Raw genomic sequence first — 13,582 nt, 5'->3', positions numbered from 1 at the left:
CCCAATTAGACAAACAATTACGAAAATATAATAGAGGATGTTTTAAATGTTTATTTCTCAAGCTCACGCAGCAGCAGAAGGTGCACCAGCAGGCGGCGGTTTCGAAATGCTTATCATGCTAGGTATGTTCGCTGTGATCTTCTACTTCATGATCTACCGTCCACAAGCTAAGCGTGTTAAAGAGCACAAGAACCTTATGTCTTCTATGGGCAAAGGCGATGAAGTTCTTACAAGCGGCGGCCTAATTGGCAAGATCACTAAGATTGCTGAAGACAGCGACTACGTTGCTATCGAACTGAACGCAAACAACGAAGTAGTTATCAAGAAAGACTTCGTTACAGCAGTGCTACCAAAAGGTACTCTGAAATCTCTATAAACAGCTAGAGGATCCTCGCTGTGCTAAACCGTTACCCGTTATGGAAGTATTTGATGGTGGTGTTTGCCATCGCTATCGCTGCGTTGTACGCACTTCCAAATATATACGGTGAAGATCCGGCAGTTCAAGTTACAGGGGCGCGCGGCGCCTCTGTAGATATGTCTACGCTGGATGCTGTCACCAATGCTCTTGAAGCAGAAAACCTTTCTACTAAATCCGTTGCTCTCGAAGACGGTTCCATTCTTGTTCGCTTTAACGACACAGATACGCAAATTAGTGCCCGTGATATCATCACAGAAGCATTAGGCGATGACGTTATCGTTGCTTTAAACCTAGCGGCTTCAACGCCTAATTGGCTTGAATCTATTGGTGCTGCACCAATGAAACTTGGTCTTGACCTACGTGGTGGTGTTCACTTCTTAATGGAAGTGGATATGGACGCTGCGATGCAAAAGCTGGTTGGCCAACAAGAAGAAGCATTCCGTAGTGAACTTCGTGAAGATAAAATCCGTTACCGTGCGATTCGCCCATCTGGTAAAGATGCGGTTGAAGTGATTCTACGTAACGAAGAGCAGCTTGCTGAAGCGAAATCGCTACTGCAATCTAAGCACCAAGATATGACGTTTGTAGATTCTGAATCTAACGGTCGTTTCTCTTTGGTTGCAAGCTTTACAGATACTCGTCTTCAAGAAATCCGTAACTACGCGGTTGAGCAAAACATTACCATTCTACGTAACCGTGTTAACGAACTTGGTGTTGCTGAACCTTTGGTTCAACGTCAAGGCTCTAGCCGTATTGTAGTGGAATTGCCTGGTGTTCAAGACACGGCTCGCGCTAAAGAAATCCTTGGTGCTACCGCGACGCTTGAGTTCCGTGAAGTAGATAGCAGTGCTGACTTAGCCGCTGCCGCTTCTGGTCGTGCCCCTGCGGGTAGCGAAATCAAGCAAGATCGTGATGGTCGCCCTGTGGTACTTAAGAAGCGCGTTATTCTAGGCGGTTCAAGTATTACTGATGCAAGCTCAAGTGTTGATGAATATGGTCGCCCACAAGTTAACATCTCGCTAGATAGCGAAGGTGGTAGCAAGATGTCTGCATTCTCTCGTCAGAATATCGGTAAGCTTATGGCTACGGTATTTGCAGAGTACAAAGACAGTGGCCGTAAAACACCTGAAGGTCGAGTGATCTTAAGTAAGCACGAAGAAGTGATTAACCAAGCGACGATTCAATCTGCGCTAGGCCGTAACTTCCGTATTACTGGTATCGACTCAACGGCTGAAGCTCATAACTTGGCACTTCTACTGCGTGCTGGTGCATTGATTGCGCCTATCTCGATTGTAGAAGAACGTACCATTGGTCCATCTATGGGTCAGCAAAACATCGATATGGGTATCATGGCGATGGTTTGGGGTATGGCTGCTGTAATGCTGTTTACACTGCTTTACTACCGTAGCTTTGGTCTGATTGCGAACGTTGCACTAATGGCTAACTTGGTGTTGATTATCGGTGTTATGTCGATGATTCCGGGGGCTACCATGACCCTACCAGGTATTGCCGGTATCGTATTAACGGTCGGTATGGCGGTTGATGCGAACGTTCTGATCTTTGAGCGTATACGTGAAGAGCTTCGAGATGGACGCAGTCCACAACAAGCGATTCACCAAGGTTACGCGAACGCATTCAGCACAATCGCCGATGCCAACATCACCACACTACTAACAGCAATTATTCTATTTGCTGTGGGTACGGGTGCTATCAAAGGCTTCGCGGTAACGCTGTCTATCGGTATCTTGACTTCAATGTTTACAGCTATTGTCGGAACACGTTGTATCGTGAACCTGATGTATGGCGGCAAACGCGTTAAAAAACTGTCGATCTAAGGCTAGGAATTAATATGTTTCAGATTCTAAAAGCAGACAAAATGATCGACTTTATGCGTTGGTCAAAGGTTGCCTTTGTTTTTTCTATCTTGATGATTGGTACTGCTATCTTCACCCTAACAACGAAATCGTTGAACTGGGGTCTAGATTTTACTGGCGGTACTCTGATTGAAGTTGGTTTTGAACAACCGGCACACCTTCCTGATATTCGTAGTGCACTAGAAGCCGAAGGCTTTGGTGATGCAACGGTACAGAACTTCGGTTCAGCTCGTGATGTGATGGTTCGTTTACGTCCACGTGATGGCGTAGCGGGCGAAACGCTTGGCAACCAAATCCTTTCTGCTATTGAGAATGGTACTGGTGAGCAAGTTGAAATGCGTCGTATCGAGTTCGTTGGTCCTAACGTGGGTGACGAATTAACAGAAGCGGGTGGCCTTGCTATCCTTGTTTCTCTTATCTGTATCTTGATCTACGTATCAGTGCGATTCGAATGGCGTTTGGCGGCGGGTGCGGTATTAGCACTTGCGCACGATGTTATCATCACGCTTGGTGTGTTCTCTCTAATGCAAATTGAGGTCGACCTTACCATCGTAGCAGCCTTGCTAACGGTCGTCGGTTACTCCCTCAACGATACCATTGTTGTATTCGACCGTATTCGTGAGAACTTCCGTAAGATGCGTAAGGGTGAAGCACCTGAAGTACTGAACAGCTCAATCACACAAACACTGAGCCGTACATTGATCACTTCTGGTACCACGTTATTCGTAGTTATCGCACTGTTCGTTCAGGGCGGCGCTATGATTCACGGCTTCGCGACTGCACTTCTATTGGGTATTACGGTTGGTACTTACTCTTCTATCTACGTTGCATCTGCACTAGCTATGAAGTTGGGTATTACGCGTGAACACCTAATGCCACCACAAGTGGACAAAGAAGGTGAAGAGTTTGACGAGATGCCTTAGGCCTTGGCTTAATAAGTTTCGCTAAACCAAAAAAACCGCTAGGCAACTAGCGGTTTTTTTACGTCTGTATTCTAGGGAAGCTCAATACAATTTAGCGTTGAAGTATGTTGAACTTCATTTCACTAAGAGACATCCTGATCGTATCTCGTATCTCGTATCTCGTATCTCGTATCTCGTATCTCAAAACGCAGATACAAAAAAGCCTCGCTATATAGCGAGGCTTTGGAATTTCTACCCTCCCTTGAAACAGGGAGCGTTAACGTAAGGCCTGAATTACTTCAGCATACCTTCGTTAGCGTTCTCACGAACGTGCTTAAGAATAGACTTAACACCACGTGCGCTTGAAGCAACAACATTACCAGAAGTCATGTAATCAGTACCGCCAGCAAAGTCAGTCATGATAGCACCAGCTTCACGAGCGATTAGATCGCCAGCTGCTAGATCCCATGGCTTAAGGCCAAGTTCTAGGTAACCATCAACACGGCCAGCTGCTAGGTAACATAGGTCAAGAGCAGGAGAACCAGTACGACGGAAGTCAGCACAGTCGATGAATAGACCAGAGATGATCTTCATGAAAGATTCAGAGTGTTGTTTTTGCTTGAATGGGAAACCAGTCGCTAGAACAGTACCTTGAAGGTCTTTTAGTTGAGTAACACGCATACGAGCGTTGTTAAGTTGAGCGCCAGCGCCACGTTGAGCTGTGAATAGCTCGTTTAGCATTGGGTCATAAACACAAGCAACTTCTGTACGACCGTTCATGCGAACAGCGATAGATACAGAGAAGTGAGGGAAACCTTTTACAAAGTTGTTGGTGCCATCTAGTGGGTCAACGATCCATTGTACATCAGAGTCTTTACCTTCAGTCAGGCCTTTCTCTTCAGAAATAATGCTGTGCTCTGGGTAAGATGCTTTGATTGTCTCAATGATCATGTACTCAGCTTCTTGAGCAATGTTGGTAACGTAATCGTTGTTACCTTTTAGAGACGATTCGATCTTATCAGTTGTTTCTAGAGATTTAGCAATATGGTTGCCAGCTTTACGCGCAGCGCGTATCGCAATGTTTAGCATTGGATGCATATGGTTTTTCCCACAAGATGTTAAAGAACAATTTAAAGCGGCGGCGAGTATACCAAAGTTTTACCAAAAGGGAAGTGGTTATTTTTTGAACTCTTGGTTTCACATTACGCGAAGGGTCTGACCATTTTACTTTGCTATGTGTTAATATCTCGCGATTATTTTTAAAGTGGTGTCATATAGCATGTTAGACAATGTAAAAGTCGTTCTGGTTGGTACGTCTCATTCGGGAAATATCGGATCAGCAGCTCGCGCAATGAAAGTGATGGGTTTGAGTCAATTGGTTCTTGTAGACCCTCAATGTGAAGTTGACGAGCAGACCTTAGCACTGGCTGCGGGTGCAGGTGACATCGCAGAAAACGCGACCATCGTTTCTACACTGGACGAAGCTGTAAAAGACTGTGGTTTAGTGGTTGGTTCGAGTGCACGTTCACGTACGCTGGAATGGCCAATGCTTGAGCCTCGTGAGTGTGGACAAAAGTTTGCGATTGAAGGTCAAAAGCACCCTGTCGCATTAGTGTTCGGCCGTGAACGTACTGGCTTGACTAACGATGAGCTTCAGAAGTGCCACTTCCATGTATGTATCCCTGCTAACCCTGAATACAGCTCGCTAAACCTTGCAATGGCAGTACAGACTCTGAGCTACGAAGTGCGTGTAGCCCACCTTGATATGGTCGCTAGCCAATATCAGCCACAGCAACAAGATGAATACCCTCGTCACGAAGAACTAGAAATGTTCTACGAGCACCTTGAAAAAGTGATCATTGATACCCAATTTATCTCTAAGGATAAGCCGGGTCAGGTGATGAATAAGCTACGTCGTCTGTTCAGTCGAGCTCGTCCAGAGCTACAAGAGATCAACACTCTACGCGGCATTTTGACTTCAATTGAGAAGAGCAAAAACGACAAATAAAGCCCACATAAACCCTAAGGGTGAATACCTGACTAAAATAGTCAACTAAATACTTGACCAATTTAGTCGGGTATGGGAAGATTCCAACCACATAAACAATGTGGATACGGTGTGATATGAAACTTACATCTAAAGGAAGATATGCGGTAACAGCTATGCTAGATGTAGCACTGCATTCGCAAAAAAGCCCAGTTCCTCTGGCTGATATTTCAGAGCGACAAGGCATCTCGTTATCTTACTTAGAACAGCTATTTTCTAAGTTACGTAAAGCTGGCTTAGTTGCTAGTGTTCGTGGTCCTGGCGGTGGTTACCGTTTAGGGGCTGAAGCGAGCGACATCGCTGTCGGAACTGTAATTGCTGCAGTAGACGAATCAGTTGATGCAACTAAGTGTCACGGTCGAGCAGATTGCCAAGGTGGCAGTCGTTGTTTAACTCACACCCTATGGCGTGATTTAAGCTCCCGAATCAGCAGCTTCTTAAACGACATTACGCTCGGTGAGCTAATGAAAGATAACGAAGTTTTAGAGATTTCTGATCGTCAAGATATCGATCTTGCGGTTAATAATGGTTTTGCACATAAAAATACGAGCACTACAACGATTAGTGCAGCACCTCACGGTGTTAATGCCCGCTCTTAGCGGTCAGTTTTTACATTGGAGTAGAAAATGAAACTGCCTATTTACTTTGACTATTCAGCTACATGCCCAGTCGATCCACGTGTTGCTGAAAAAATGGTTCAGTGCATGACGATGGACGGTAACTTCGGTAACCCTGCATCTCGCTCACACCGTTACGGCTGGCAGGCAGAAGAATCAGTAGATAATGCTCGTGAGCAAATTGCCGATCTACTAAATGCAGACCCACGTGAGATTGTTTTCACGTCAGGTGCTACAGAGTCAGATAACCTTGCTATCAAAGGTGCAGCGCACTTTTACGAGAAGAAAGGTAAGCATGTAATCACGTGCAAAACAGAACACAAAGCGGTTCTTGATCCATGTCGCCAACTAGAGCGTGAAGGTTTTGAGGTGACATACCTTGAGCCAGAAGCTAACGGCATCATCGATCTAGACAAGCTACAAGCTGCAATGCGTGAAGATACTGTTCTAGTTTCTATCATGCACGTAAACAACGAGATTGGTGTAATCCAAGATATCTCTGCAATCGGCGAATTATGTCGTGCACGTAAGATCATCTTCCACGTTGATGCGGCGCAGTCTGCGGGTAAAATCCCACTAGACGTAAAAGAGATGAAAGTTGACCTTATCTCTATGTCTGCACACAAAGCATACGGCCCTAAAGGCATCGGCGCTTTGTACGTTCGTCGTAAGCCACGTATTCGCCTAGAAGCGCAAATGCACGGTGGCGGTCATGAACGTGGTTTCCGCTCTGGTACTCTTGCTACTCACCAAATCGTGGGTATGGGCGAAGCTTTTGCCATCGCTAAACAAGACATGCAGAAAGATTACGATCACGCACTAGCACTTCGTGAGCGCCTATTAAAAGGTGTTCAAGATCTAGAAGCGGTAACCGTAAACGGCGACCTAGACCAACGTGTACCACACAACCTAAACGTGAGCTTCGCTTTCGTTGAAGGTGAATCTCTGCTTATGTCTCTAAAAGACCTAGCGGTATCATCAGGTTCTGCATGTACATCAGCAAGCCTAGAACCTTCATACGTTCTACGTGCTCTTGGTCTGAACGATGAACTGGCACACAGCTCAGTACGTTTCTCATTCGGCCGTTTCACAACGGAAGAAGAAATCGACTACGCGATTGCACAAATTCGTGTAGCGGTAAACAAATTACGCGACATGTCTCCTCTATGGGATATGTATAAAGAAGGGATTGATTTGAACACTGTTGAGTGGGCTCATCACTAATCTCACGGAAATAGAGGATTCGAGGTAACTATCATGGCATATAGCGAAAAAGTAATTGATCACTACGAAAACCCACGTAACGTAGGTTCGTTTGATAAAGAAGACCCAAGTGTAGGTAGCGGCATGGTTGGCGCACCAGCTTGTGGTGACGTAATGAAACTGCAAATCAAGGTAACGCCAGAAGGCATTATCGAAGATGCAAAATTCAAAACTTACGGCTGCGGTAGCGCAATCGCTTCTAGCTCACTAGTAACTGAGTGGGTTAAAGGTAAAAGTATTGATGAAGCAGCGGCTATCAAAAACTCTGAAATCGCAGAAGAGCTAGAGTTGCCACCAGTGAAAGTTCACTGTTCAATTCTTGCTGAAGATGCAATCAAAGCAGCAGTTGCGGATTACAAAAAGAAGCGTTAATCGTTTCATTAAGTAATCACAAAAAATAAGCAATATTTGGGAGCATCCTTTGTGCTCCCCCTGAGTTCTCAATTTATATAAAACACAAGGTTGTAGTATGGCCATCACCATGACAGATACGGCAGCAAGCCGAGTTCAAGCTTTCCTAGATAACCGAGGTAAAGGTATCGGGTTGCGCTTAGCGGTAAAAACTACTGGCTGTTCGGGTATGGCGTATGTACTAGAATTCGTTGACGAGCTTAACGAAGAAGACGAAGTGTTTGAGCATTCAGGTGTTAAGGTCATCATTGATCCAAAGAGCCTAGTTTACCTAGACGGTACCGAGCTTGATTACGTAAAAGAAGGCCTAAACGAAGGTTTTGAATTCAACAACCCTAACGCGAAAGGCGAATGTGGTTGTGGTGAGAGCTTCAACGTATAAACGCTTCAATCGTTGAGCGTTTATAGTGAGCGAAGAATAAAATTAGGCTCTGATTGAAGAGCCTAAACTTAGGACCACCGTTACATGAATCATTTCGAATTATTTGGGCTACCACTTCAGTTTCAACTGGATGGTAGCCTTCTTTCTTCTCAGTTTAGAGATCTGCAACGCCAATTTCACCCTGATAAATTTGCCACAGCTTCTGAGCGTGATCGCCTATTAGCCGTGCAAAAAGCTGCGCAAATCAATGATGCGTATCAGGTATTGAAGAATCCAATCAGCCGAGCTGAATACCTGTTAGTGCAACATGGTGAGGATATTCGTGGTGAGCAGCAGACCCTGCAAGATCCTATGTTCCTGATGGAGCAAATGGAATTGCGCGAAGAGCTTGAAGACATCGCCGACAGTTCTGATCCTGAAGATGCTTTGTTTGCATTTGAAGGAAAGGTTAGCAAAATGTATAAACAACAATTAAGCGCTATCCAACAAGAACTCGACAGTGAGGCTTGGTTAGAAGCTGCAGACCGAGTAAGAAAGCTTAAGTTTATTGCAAAATTAAAGAATGAAATCGAGTTAGTTGAAGATCGTCTGATCGGCTAGTTCGTATAACAAGGACACATCCATGGCACTACTTCAGATTGCAGAACCAGGGCAAAGCGCCGCTCCTCACCAGCACAAGCTTGCTGTGGGTATTGATTTAGGTACAACAAACTCATTGGTTGCGGCAGTGCGCAGTGGTGAGGCGAGCACACTGGTTGATCAACAAGGTCGCAGTATTCTTCCTTCCGTTGTTCACTATACGTCAGAGTCGTACACGACTGGTGATGAAGCTCGTGCAAATGCACAGACTGATCCTAAAAATACCATTATCTCAGTTAAGCGACTAATCGGTCGTTCACTGTCAGATATTCAACAGCGATACCCATCTCTGCCATATCAATTTGAAGAAAGTGATAATGGTTTGCCTGTGATTCGCACAGAGCAAGGTAACAAGAACCCAATTCAAGTATCTGCAGATATCCTGCGAGCGCTAGGTCAGCGTGCTGAGTCAACACTCGGTGGTGAGCTATCTGGTGCTGTTATTACCGTTCCTGCTTACTTTGATGATGCACAGCGTGCTGGTACGAAAGACGCGGCGCAACTTGCTGGTCTTCACGTGTTACGTCTTCTTAATGAACCGACTGCCGCTGCGATTGCTTACGGCTTGGATTCTGGTAAAGAAGGAGTCATTGCTGTTTATGACTTAGGTGGTGGTACGTTTGATATCTCTATCCTACGCCTATCTAAAGGTGTCTTCGAAGTTTTAGCAACAGGCGGTGACTCAGCATTAGGCGGTGACGACTTTGACCATTTAGTTGCGGAACATTTCCAAGAGCAAATGGGCTTATCAGAGCTAACAGCAGAACAGAACCGTATTCTTCTAGACGCCGCAACAGAAGCGAAGATTGGCTTATCTGAAGCGGAAAGCGTTGATGTTGACGTACTCGATTGGTCTGGTTCATTAACTCGTGAAGAGTTTGAAGAGATCATCAAACCGCTCGTTAAGAAAACCCTGCTTTCATGCCGTCGCGCACTAAAAGATGCTGAAGTAGACGCGGATGAAGTTCTAGAAGTCGTGATGGTCGGCGGTTCAACTCGCACATTACTTGTACGTGAAATGGTCGGTGACTTCTTTGGTCGTACGCCATTAACTAGCATTAACCCTGATGAAGTAGTTGCGATTGGTGCGTCAATTCAAGCGGATATTCTAGTAGGTAACAAGCCTGATTCTGAAATGCTGCTATTGGACGTTATCCCTCTGTCTCTTGGTATCGAAACCATGGGTGGCTTGGTAGAAAAGATCATCCCTCGTAACACCACGATCCCTGTTGCTCGCGCACAAGAATTTACCACGTTCAAAGACGGTCAAACTGCAATGACAGTACACACCGTGCAAGGCGAACGAGAGATGGTTGACGACTGCCGTTCACTGGCTCGATTTGCTCTGAAAGGCATCCCGCCGATGACTGCAGGTGCTGCTCATATTCGTGTTACTTACCAAGTGGATGCTGATGGCCTGCTATCGGTTACCGCAATGGAGAAGAGCACTGGCGTTCAAGCTGAAATCCAAGTTAAGCCATCTTACGGTCTGAGCGATAACGAAGTGGCTAGCATGCTGAAAGATTCGATGACGTTTGCAAAAGAAGACATGCAAGCGCGTGCTCTTGCTGAGCAACGCGTAGAAGCGGATCGCGTTATCGAAGGTCTTATCGCTGCAATGCAAGCCGATGGTGACGAGCTACTTGATGAGCAAGGCAAACAACAACTTGTTCAAGCGATTGAAGCACTGATTGAAGTGCGTAATGGCGACAATGCTGATGCCATTGAACTAGAAATTAAGAATACCGACAAAGCGAGCCAAGACTTTGCTTCTCGTCGTATGGATAAATCAATTCGTGCTGCACTGTCAGGTCAGTCAGTCGATAATATTTAATAGTTAGAGAATAGATAAACATGCCAAAGATTATTGTTTTACCTCACGAAGATCTATGTCCAGAAGGCGCTGTTTTAGAAGCAAAAACTGGTGAGACGGTTCTTGATGTTGCACTGAAGGCCGGTATTGGTATTGAACACGCATGTGAAAAATCGTGTGCATGTACAACATGTCACGTTGTGATTCGTGAAGGTTTTGATTCTTTAGAAGAGAGTGATGATCTAGAAGACGACATGCTAGATAAAGCATGGGGCTTAGAGATGGAATCTCGTCTTGGTTGCCAAGCTAAAGTGGCTGATACGGATCTTGTTGTAGAGATTCCAAAGTACACGTTGAACCTGGCTTCTGAAGACCACTAAGAACCAGTTCTCAGTCATGGCTAATACAGCGATGACTGAGAGAGCTATTGCTTAGACAAACATACTAAGAAAACTGGCCTAGAATATAGATCATAAAGGTGACAGAGCGTCGCTGATAAATATAAGGAAGTGTTATGAGCTTGAAGTGGATTGATTCGCGAGATATCGCAATTGAGCTATGTGATTTGTACCCTGATACTGATCCTAAAACGGTACGTTTTACCGATCTGCATCAATGGGTGCTAGACCTTGAAGAGTTCGACGACGAGCCTAACCACTCGAATGAGAAAATCTTAGAGGCTATTATTTTGTGCTGGATGGATGAGATGGATTAATCCTCTTGTCTGATGATTTGGTCGCGGGTTGGTATCAGTCCAATATAAAACGCAGCCAAGTTAACAATTCTTACTAAAAAAAGCGGACCTTATGGTCCGTTTTTTTATCAAAATGACATTTTCCTCCTACATAATGCTAACATCAGTGCGCTAATAAAAAATAATCAGAATCACACACCCAAAGTGGTTCATGACAAGGAGAAATCATGTCTACACAGATGTCAGTATTTTTAAGTCAAGAAGCTGCCCAGCCTCAGTGGGGAGCAAGAGCTATTTTATCGTTCTCAGAAGCGGGAGCGACAATTCACATTGGTGAAGGCCACGATCTAGGCGCAGTTCAGCGTGCGGGTCGTACGCTTGACGGACAAGGTATCGCATTCGTTTCACTTCGTGGTGAAGGTTGGGATCTAGAAAGCGTTTGGGCTTTCTACCAAGGCTACCGTGGACCAAAGAAAAAGAATGCATTGGAATGGGATGCACTTTCAGAAGCCGATCAAACAGAGCTTGAAGCTCGTATTCGCGCAACTGACTGGACGCGTGACATTATCAATAAAACCGCTGAAGAAGTGGCACCTCGTCAACTCGCGACAATGGCTGCAGAATACATCAAATCAGTGGCACCAGCGGGCACTGTTAAAGCGAAGATCGTTAAAGACAAGGATCTACTAACCGAAGGTTGGGAAGGTATCTACGCGGTCGGTCGCGGCTCTGAGCGTACATCAGCAATGCTGCAACTGGACTTCAACCCAACAGGTGATGAAAACGCACCCGTGTTTGCTTGTTTAGTGGGTAAAGGTATTACGTTCGATTCGGGCGGTTACAGCATCAAGCCAGGCCAATTCATGACAGCGATGAAAGCTGACATGGGTGGCGCAGCAACGATTACGGGTGGTTTAGGTCTGGCGATTGAACGCGGCCTGAACAAGCGCATCAAGCTTATTTTATGTTGCGCAGAGAACATGATCTCTGGTCGCGCATTGAAGCTTGGCGATATCATTACCTACAAAAACGGTAAGACAGTTGAGATCATGAACACTGATGCGGAAGGTCGCTTGGTGCTGGCTGATGGCCTGATGTACGCAAGTGCACAGAGCCCTGAGCTGATCATCGACTGTGCAACGCTAACAGGTGCGGCTAAAAACGCACTAGGTAACGACTACCACGCACTATTAAGCTTCGATGATGAGTTATCTCACCAAGCGCTAACGGCGGCAAACCAAGAGAAAGAAGGGCTATGGCCATTGCCTCTTGCTGATTTCCACCGTGGCATGTTGCCTTCAAACTTTGCTGATCTTTCAAACATCAGCACGGGTGATTACACACCGGGTGCAAGTACAGCAGCGGCATTCCTTTCTTACTTTGTAGATGATCACAAAAAAGGTTGGATTCATATGGATTGCGCAGGTACTTACCGTAAGTCAGCAAGTGACAAGTGGGCGGCAGGCGCAACGGGTATGGGTGTTCGCACACTGGCTCGTCTTCTTATCGACCAAGCAAAATAATAATAAGGGTGAGTGGTATTTTGTGCCGCTCATTCATAAAGCTCAGATCGAAAGATCTCAGCAATTTCAGTATTTAATAACAAAAAAATGAAGTGAAGGAATCCCTATGGCTCTAGAAAGAACGTTCTCAATTGTTAAGCCGGATGCAGTTAAGCGTAACCTTGTTGGTGAAATCTATCACCGTATCGAAAAAGCAGGCCTAGAAATTATTGCTGCTAAGATGGTTCGTCTTACTGAAGAGCAAGCGAGTGGCTTCTACGCTGAACACGAAGGCAAAGAGTTCTTCCCAGCTCTTAAAGAGTTTATGACTTCTGGTCCTATCATGGTTCAAGTGCTTGAAGGCGAAAACGCTATCGCTCGTTACCGTGAATTAATGGGTAAAACTAACCCAGAAGAAGCGGCATGCGGCACTATCCGTGCTGACTACGCAATCAGCATGCGTTACAACTCAGTACACGGCAGCGACAGCCCTGAGTCTGCAGCTCGCGAAATCGAATTCTTCTTCCCAGAATCTGAAATTTGCCCACGCCCAGCTCAATAATCGGCACTGCAGATTATTCTAAAGGCTTCACTTCGGTGAGGCCTTTTTTGTAAGTGGATTTCACGCTCTCGATAATCAATTTAGTCGTCATTCTCGAAAGCGACGAAGGAGCGTAATCGGGAATCTGTTTTTGTTATTGGAGATTCCAGATACTTCCTTCCTCAGTTCTGGAATGACGGGGGAGTTTGGGAGCCACAATCTCGTGGCAAATATTGCGAGCTGTTGGTGAGTATTCACGTCATTCCCGAAAGCGACGAAGGAGCGTAATCGGGAATCTCTGTTGGCTATTGGAGATTCCAGATACTTCGTTCCTCGATTCTGGAATGACGAGGTATTTGGGGCGTCACGATCGCATGGCGATGAATGGAAAGTTACTGAGTAAGTCTTCACGTCATTCCCGATAGCGACGAAGGAGCGTAATCGGGAATCTCTGTTGGCTATTGGAGATTCCAGATACT

General features: G+C 45.5%; 15 protein-coding genes. 14 read left to right on the top strand and 1 reads right to left on the bottom strand.

Going from position 1 to position 13,582, the window contains the following annotated elements; all coding sequences use genetic code 11:
- Window positions 1-46: 46 nt before the first annotated feature.
- The 3 genes from yajC to secF are packed head-to-tail and all read left to right on the top strand — an operon-like array spanning window position 47 to window position 3,215.
- Entirely contained in the window at window positions 47-376 is a 330-nt protein-coding gene (gene yajC, locus AB6E85_RS21140) for a preprotein translocase subunit YajC (protein ID WP_010440492.1), read from the top strand.
- Between the two features lie 20 nt (window positions 377-396).
- Window positions 397-2,253, top strand: a complete 1,857-nt coding sequence (gene secD, locus AB6E85_RS21135) for a protein translocase subunit SecD (protein WP_372144102.1) — start codon at window positions 397-399, stop codon at window positions 2,251-2,253.
- A gap of 14 nt (window positions 2,254-2,267) precedes the next feature.
- Complete coding sequence (gene secF / locus AB6E85_RS21130; RefSeq protein WP_017062837.1) at window positions 2,268-3,215, top strand: protein translocase subunit SecF; 948 nt, start codon at window positions 2,268-2,270, stop codon at window positions 3,213-3,215.
- Between the two features lie 273 nt (window positions 3,216-3,488).
- On the opposite strand, the gene suhB is transcribed toward secF, so the two are convergent.
- Entirely contained in the window at window positions 3,489-4,292 is an 804-nt protein-coding gene (gene suhB / locus AB6E85_RS21125) for an inositol-1-monophosphatase (RefSeq protein WP_017062836.1), read from the bottom strand.
- A 181-nt stretch (window positions 4,293-4,473) separates the two neighbouring features.
- Here suhB and trmJ point away from each other — a divergent pair, with 181 nt between their 5' ends.
- The 11 genes from trmJ to ndk all read left to right on the top strand — a co-directional run bounded on the left by trmJ (window position 4,474) and on the right by ndk (window position 13,124).
- The gene (gene trmJ / locus AB6E85_RS21120) at window positions 4,474-5,202 is read left to right on the top strand and encodes a tRNA (cytosine(32)/uridine(32)-2'-O)-methyltransferase TrmJ (RefSeq protein ID WP_017062835.1); all 729 of its coding nucleotides are present in this window, start codon (window positions 4,474-4,476) and stop codon (window positions 5,200-5,202) included.
- Window positions 5,203-5,318: 116 nt separating this feature from the next.
- Window positions 5,319-5,840 (top strand): Fe-S cluster assembly transcriptional regulator IscR, encoded by a 522-nt coding sequence (iscR, locus tag AB6E85_RS21115; protein ID WP_010440512.1) that lies wholly within the window; start codon window positions 5,319-5,321, stop codon window positions 5,838-5,840.
- 27 nt (window positions 5,841-5,867) lie between these two features.
- Complete coding sequence (locus AB6E85_RS21110) at window positions 5,868-7,082, top strand: IscS subfamily cysteine desulfurase (protein ID WP_048613459.1); 1,215 nt, start codon at window positions 5,868-5,870, stop codon at window positions 7,080-7,082.
- Window positions 7,083-7,115: 33 nt separating this feature from the next.
- On the top strand, window positions 7,116-7,493 hold the full coding sequence (gene iscU, locus AB6E85_RS21105; protein WP_004740340.1) for a Fe-S cluster assembly scaffold IscU: 378 nt from the start codon (window positions 7,116-7,118) through the stop codon (window positions 7,491-7,493).
- Window positions 7,494-7,590: 97 nt separating this feature from the next.
- Window positions 7,591-7,914 (top strand): iron-sulfur cluster assembly protein IscA, encoded by a 324-nt coding sequence (gene iscA / locus AB6E85_RS21100; RefSeq protein ID WP_010440519.1) that lies wholly within the window; start codon window positions 7,591-7,593, stop codon window positions 7,912-7,914.
- 84 nt (window positions 7,915-7,998) lie between these two features.
- The gene (gene hscB / locus AB6E85_RS21095) at window positions 7,999-8,514 is read left to right on the top strand and encodes a co-chaperone HscB (protein WP_048608145.1); all 516 of its coding nucleotides are present in this window, start codon (window positions 7,999-8,001) and stop codon (window positions 8,512-8,514) included.
- Window positions 8,515-8,536: 22 nt separating this feature from the next.
- Window positions 8,537-10,387 carry a Fe-S protein assembly chaperone HscA gene (gene hscA / locus AB6E85_RS21090; protein ID WP_086970914.1) on the top strand — a complete coding sequence of 617 codons (1,851 nt, stop codon included), beginning with the start codon at window positions 8,537-8,539 and terminating at the stop codon, window positions 10,385-10,387.
- 20 nt (window positions 10,388-10,407) lie between these two features.
- On the top strand, window positions 10,408-10,746 hold the full coding sequence (gene fdx, locus AB6E85_RS21085) for an ISC system 2Fe-2S type ferredoxin (protein WP_010440525.1): 339 nt from the start codon (window positions 10,408-10,410) through the stop codon (window positions 10,744-10,746).
- A gap of 134 nt (window positions 10,747-10,880) precedes the next feature.
- Window positions 10,881-11,081, top strand: coding sequence for a Fe-S cluster assembly protein IscX (gene iscX / locus AB6E85_RS21080; RefSeq protein WP_004740335.1), 201 nt, complete (start codon window positions 10,881-10,883; stop codon window positions 11,079-11,081).
- A gap of 206 nt (window positions 11,082-11,287) precedes the next feature.
- Window positions 11,288-12,583, top strand: coding sequence for an aminopeptidase PepB (gene pepB / locus AB6E85_RS21075; RefSeq protein WP_372144099.1), 1,296 nt, complete (start codon window positions 11,288-11,290; stop codon window positions 12,581-12,583).
- 106 nt (window positions 12,584-12,689) lie between these two features.
- Window positions 12,690-13,124 carry a nucleoside-diphosphate kinase gene (gene ndk / locus AB6E85_RS21070; RefSeq protein WP_016797173.1) on the top strand — a complete coding sequence of 145 codons (435 nt, stop codon included), beginning with the start codon at window positions 12,690-12,692 and terminating at the stop codon, window positions 13,122-13,124.
- The last annotated feature ends 458 nt before the right edge of the window (window positions 13,125-13,582 follow it).

The organism is Vibrio sp. 10N.247.311.51 (genome assembly GCF_041467855.1).
Taxonomy (GTDB): Bacteria; Pseudomonadota; Gammaproteobacteria; order Enterobacterales; family Vibrionaceae; genus Vibrio; species Vibrio coralliirubri.
The sequence above is the reverse complement of the archived record's forward strand: the minus strand, read 5'-3'. Positions and strand labels throughout refer to the sequence as shown.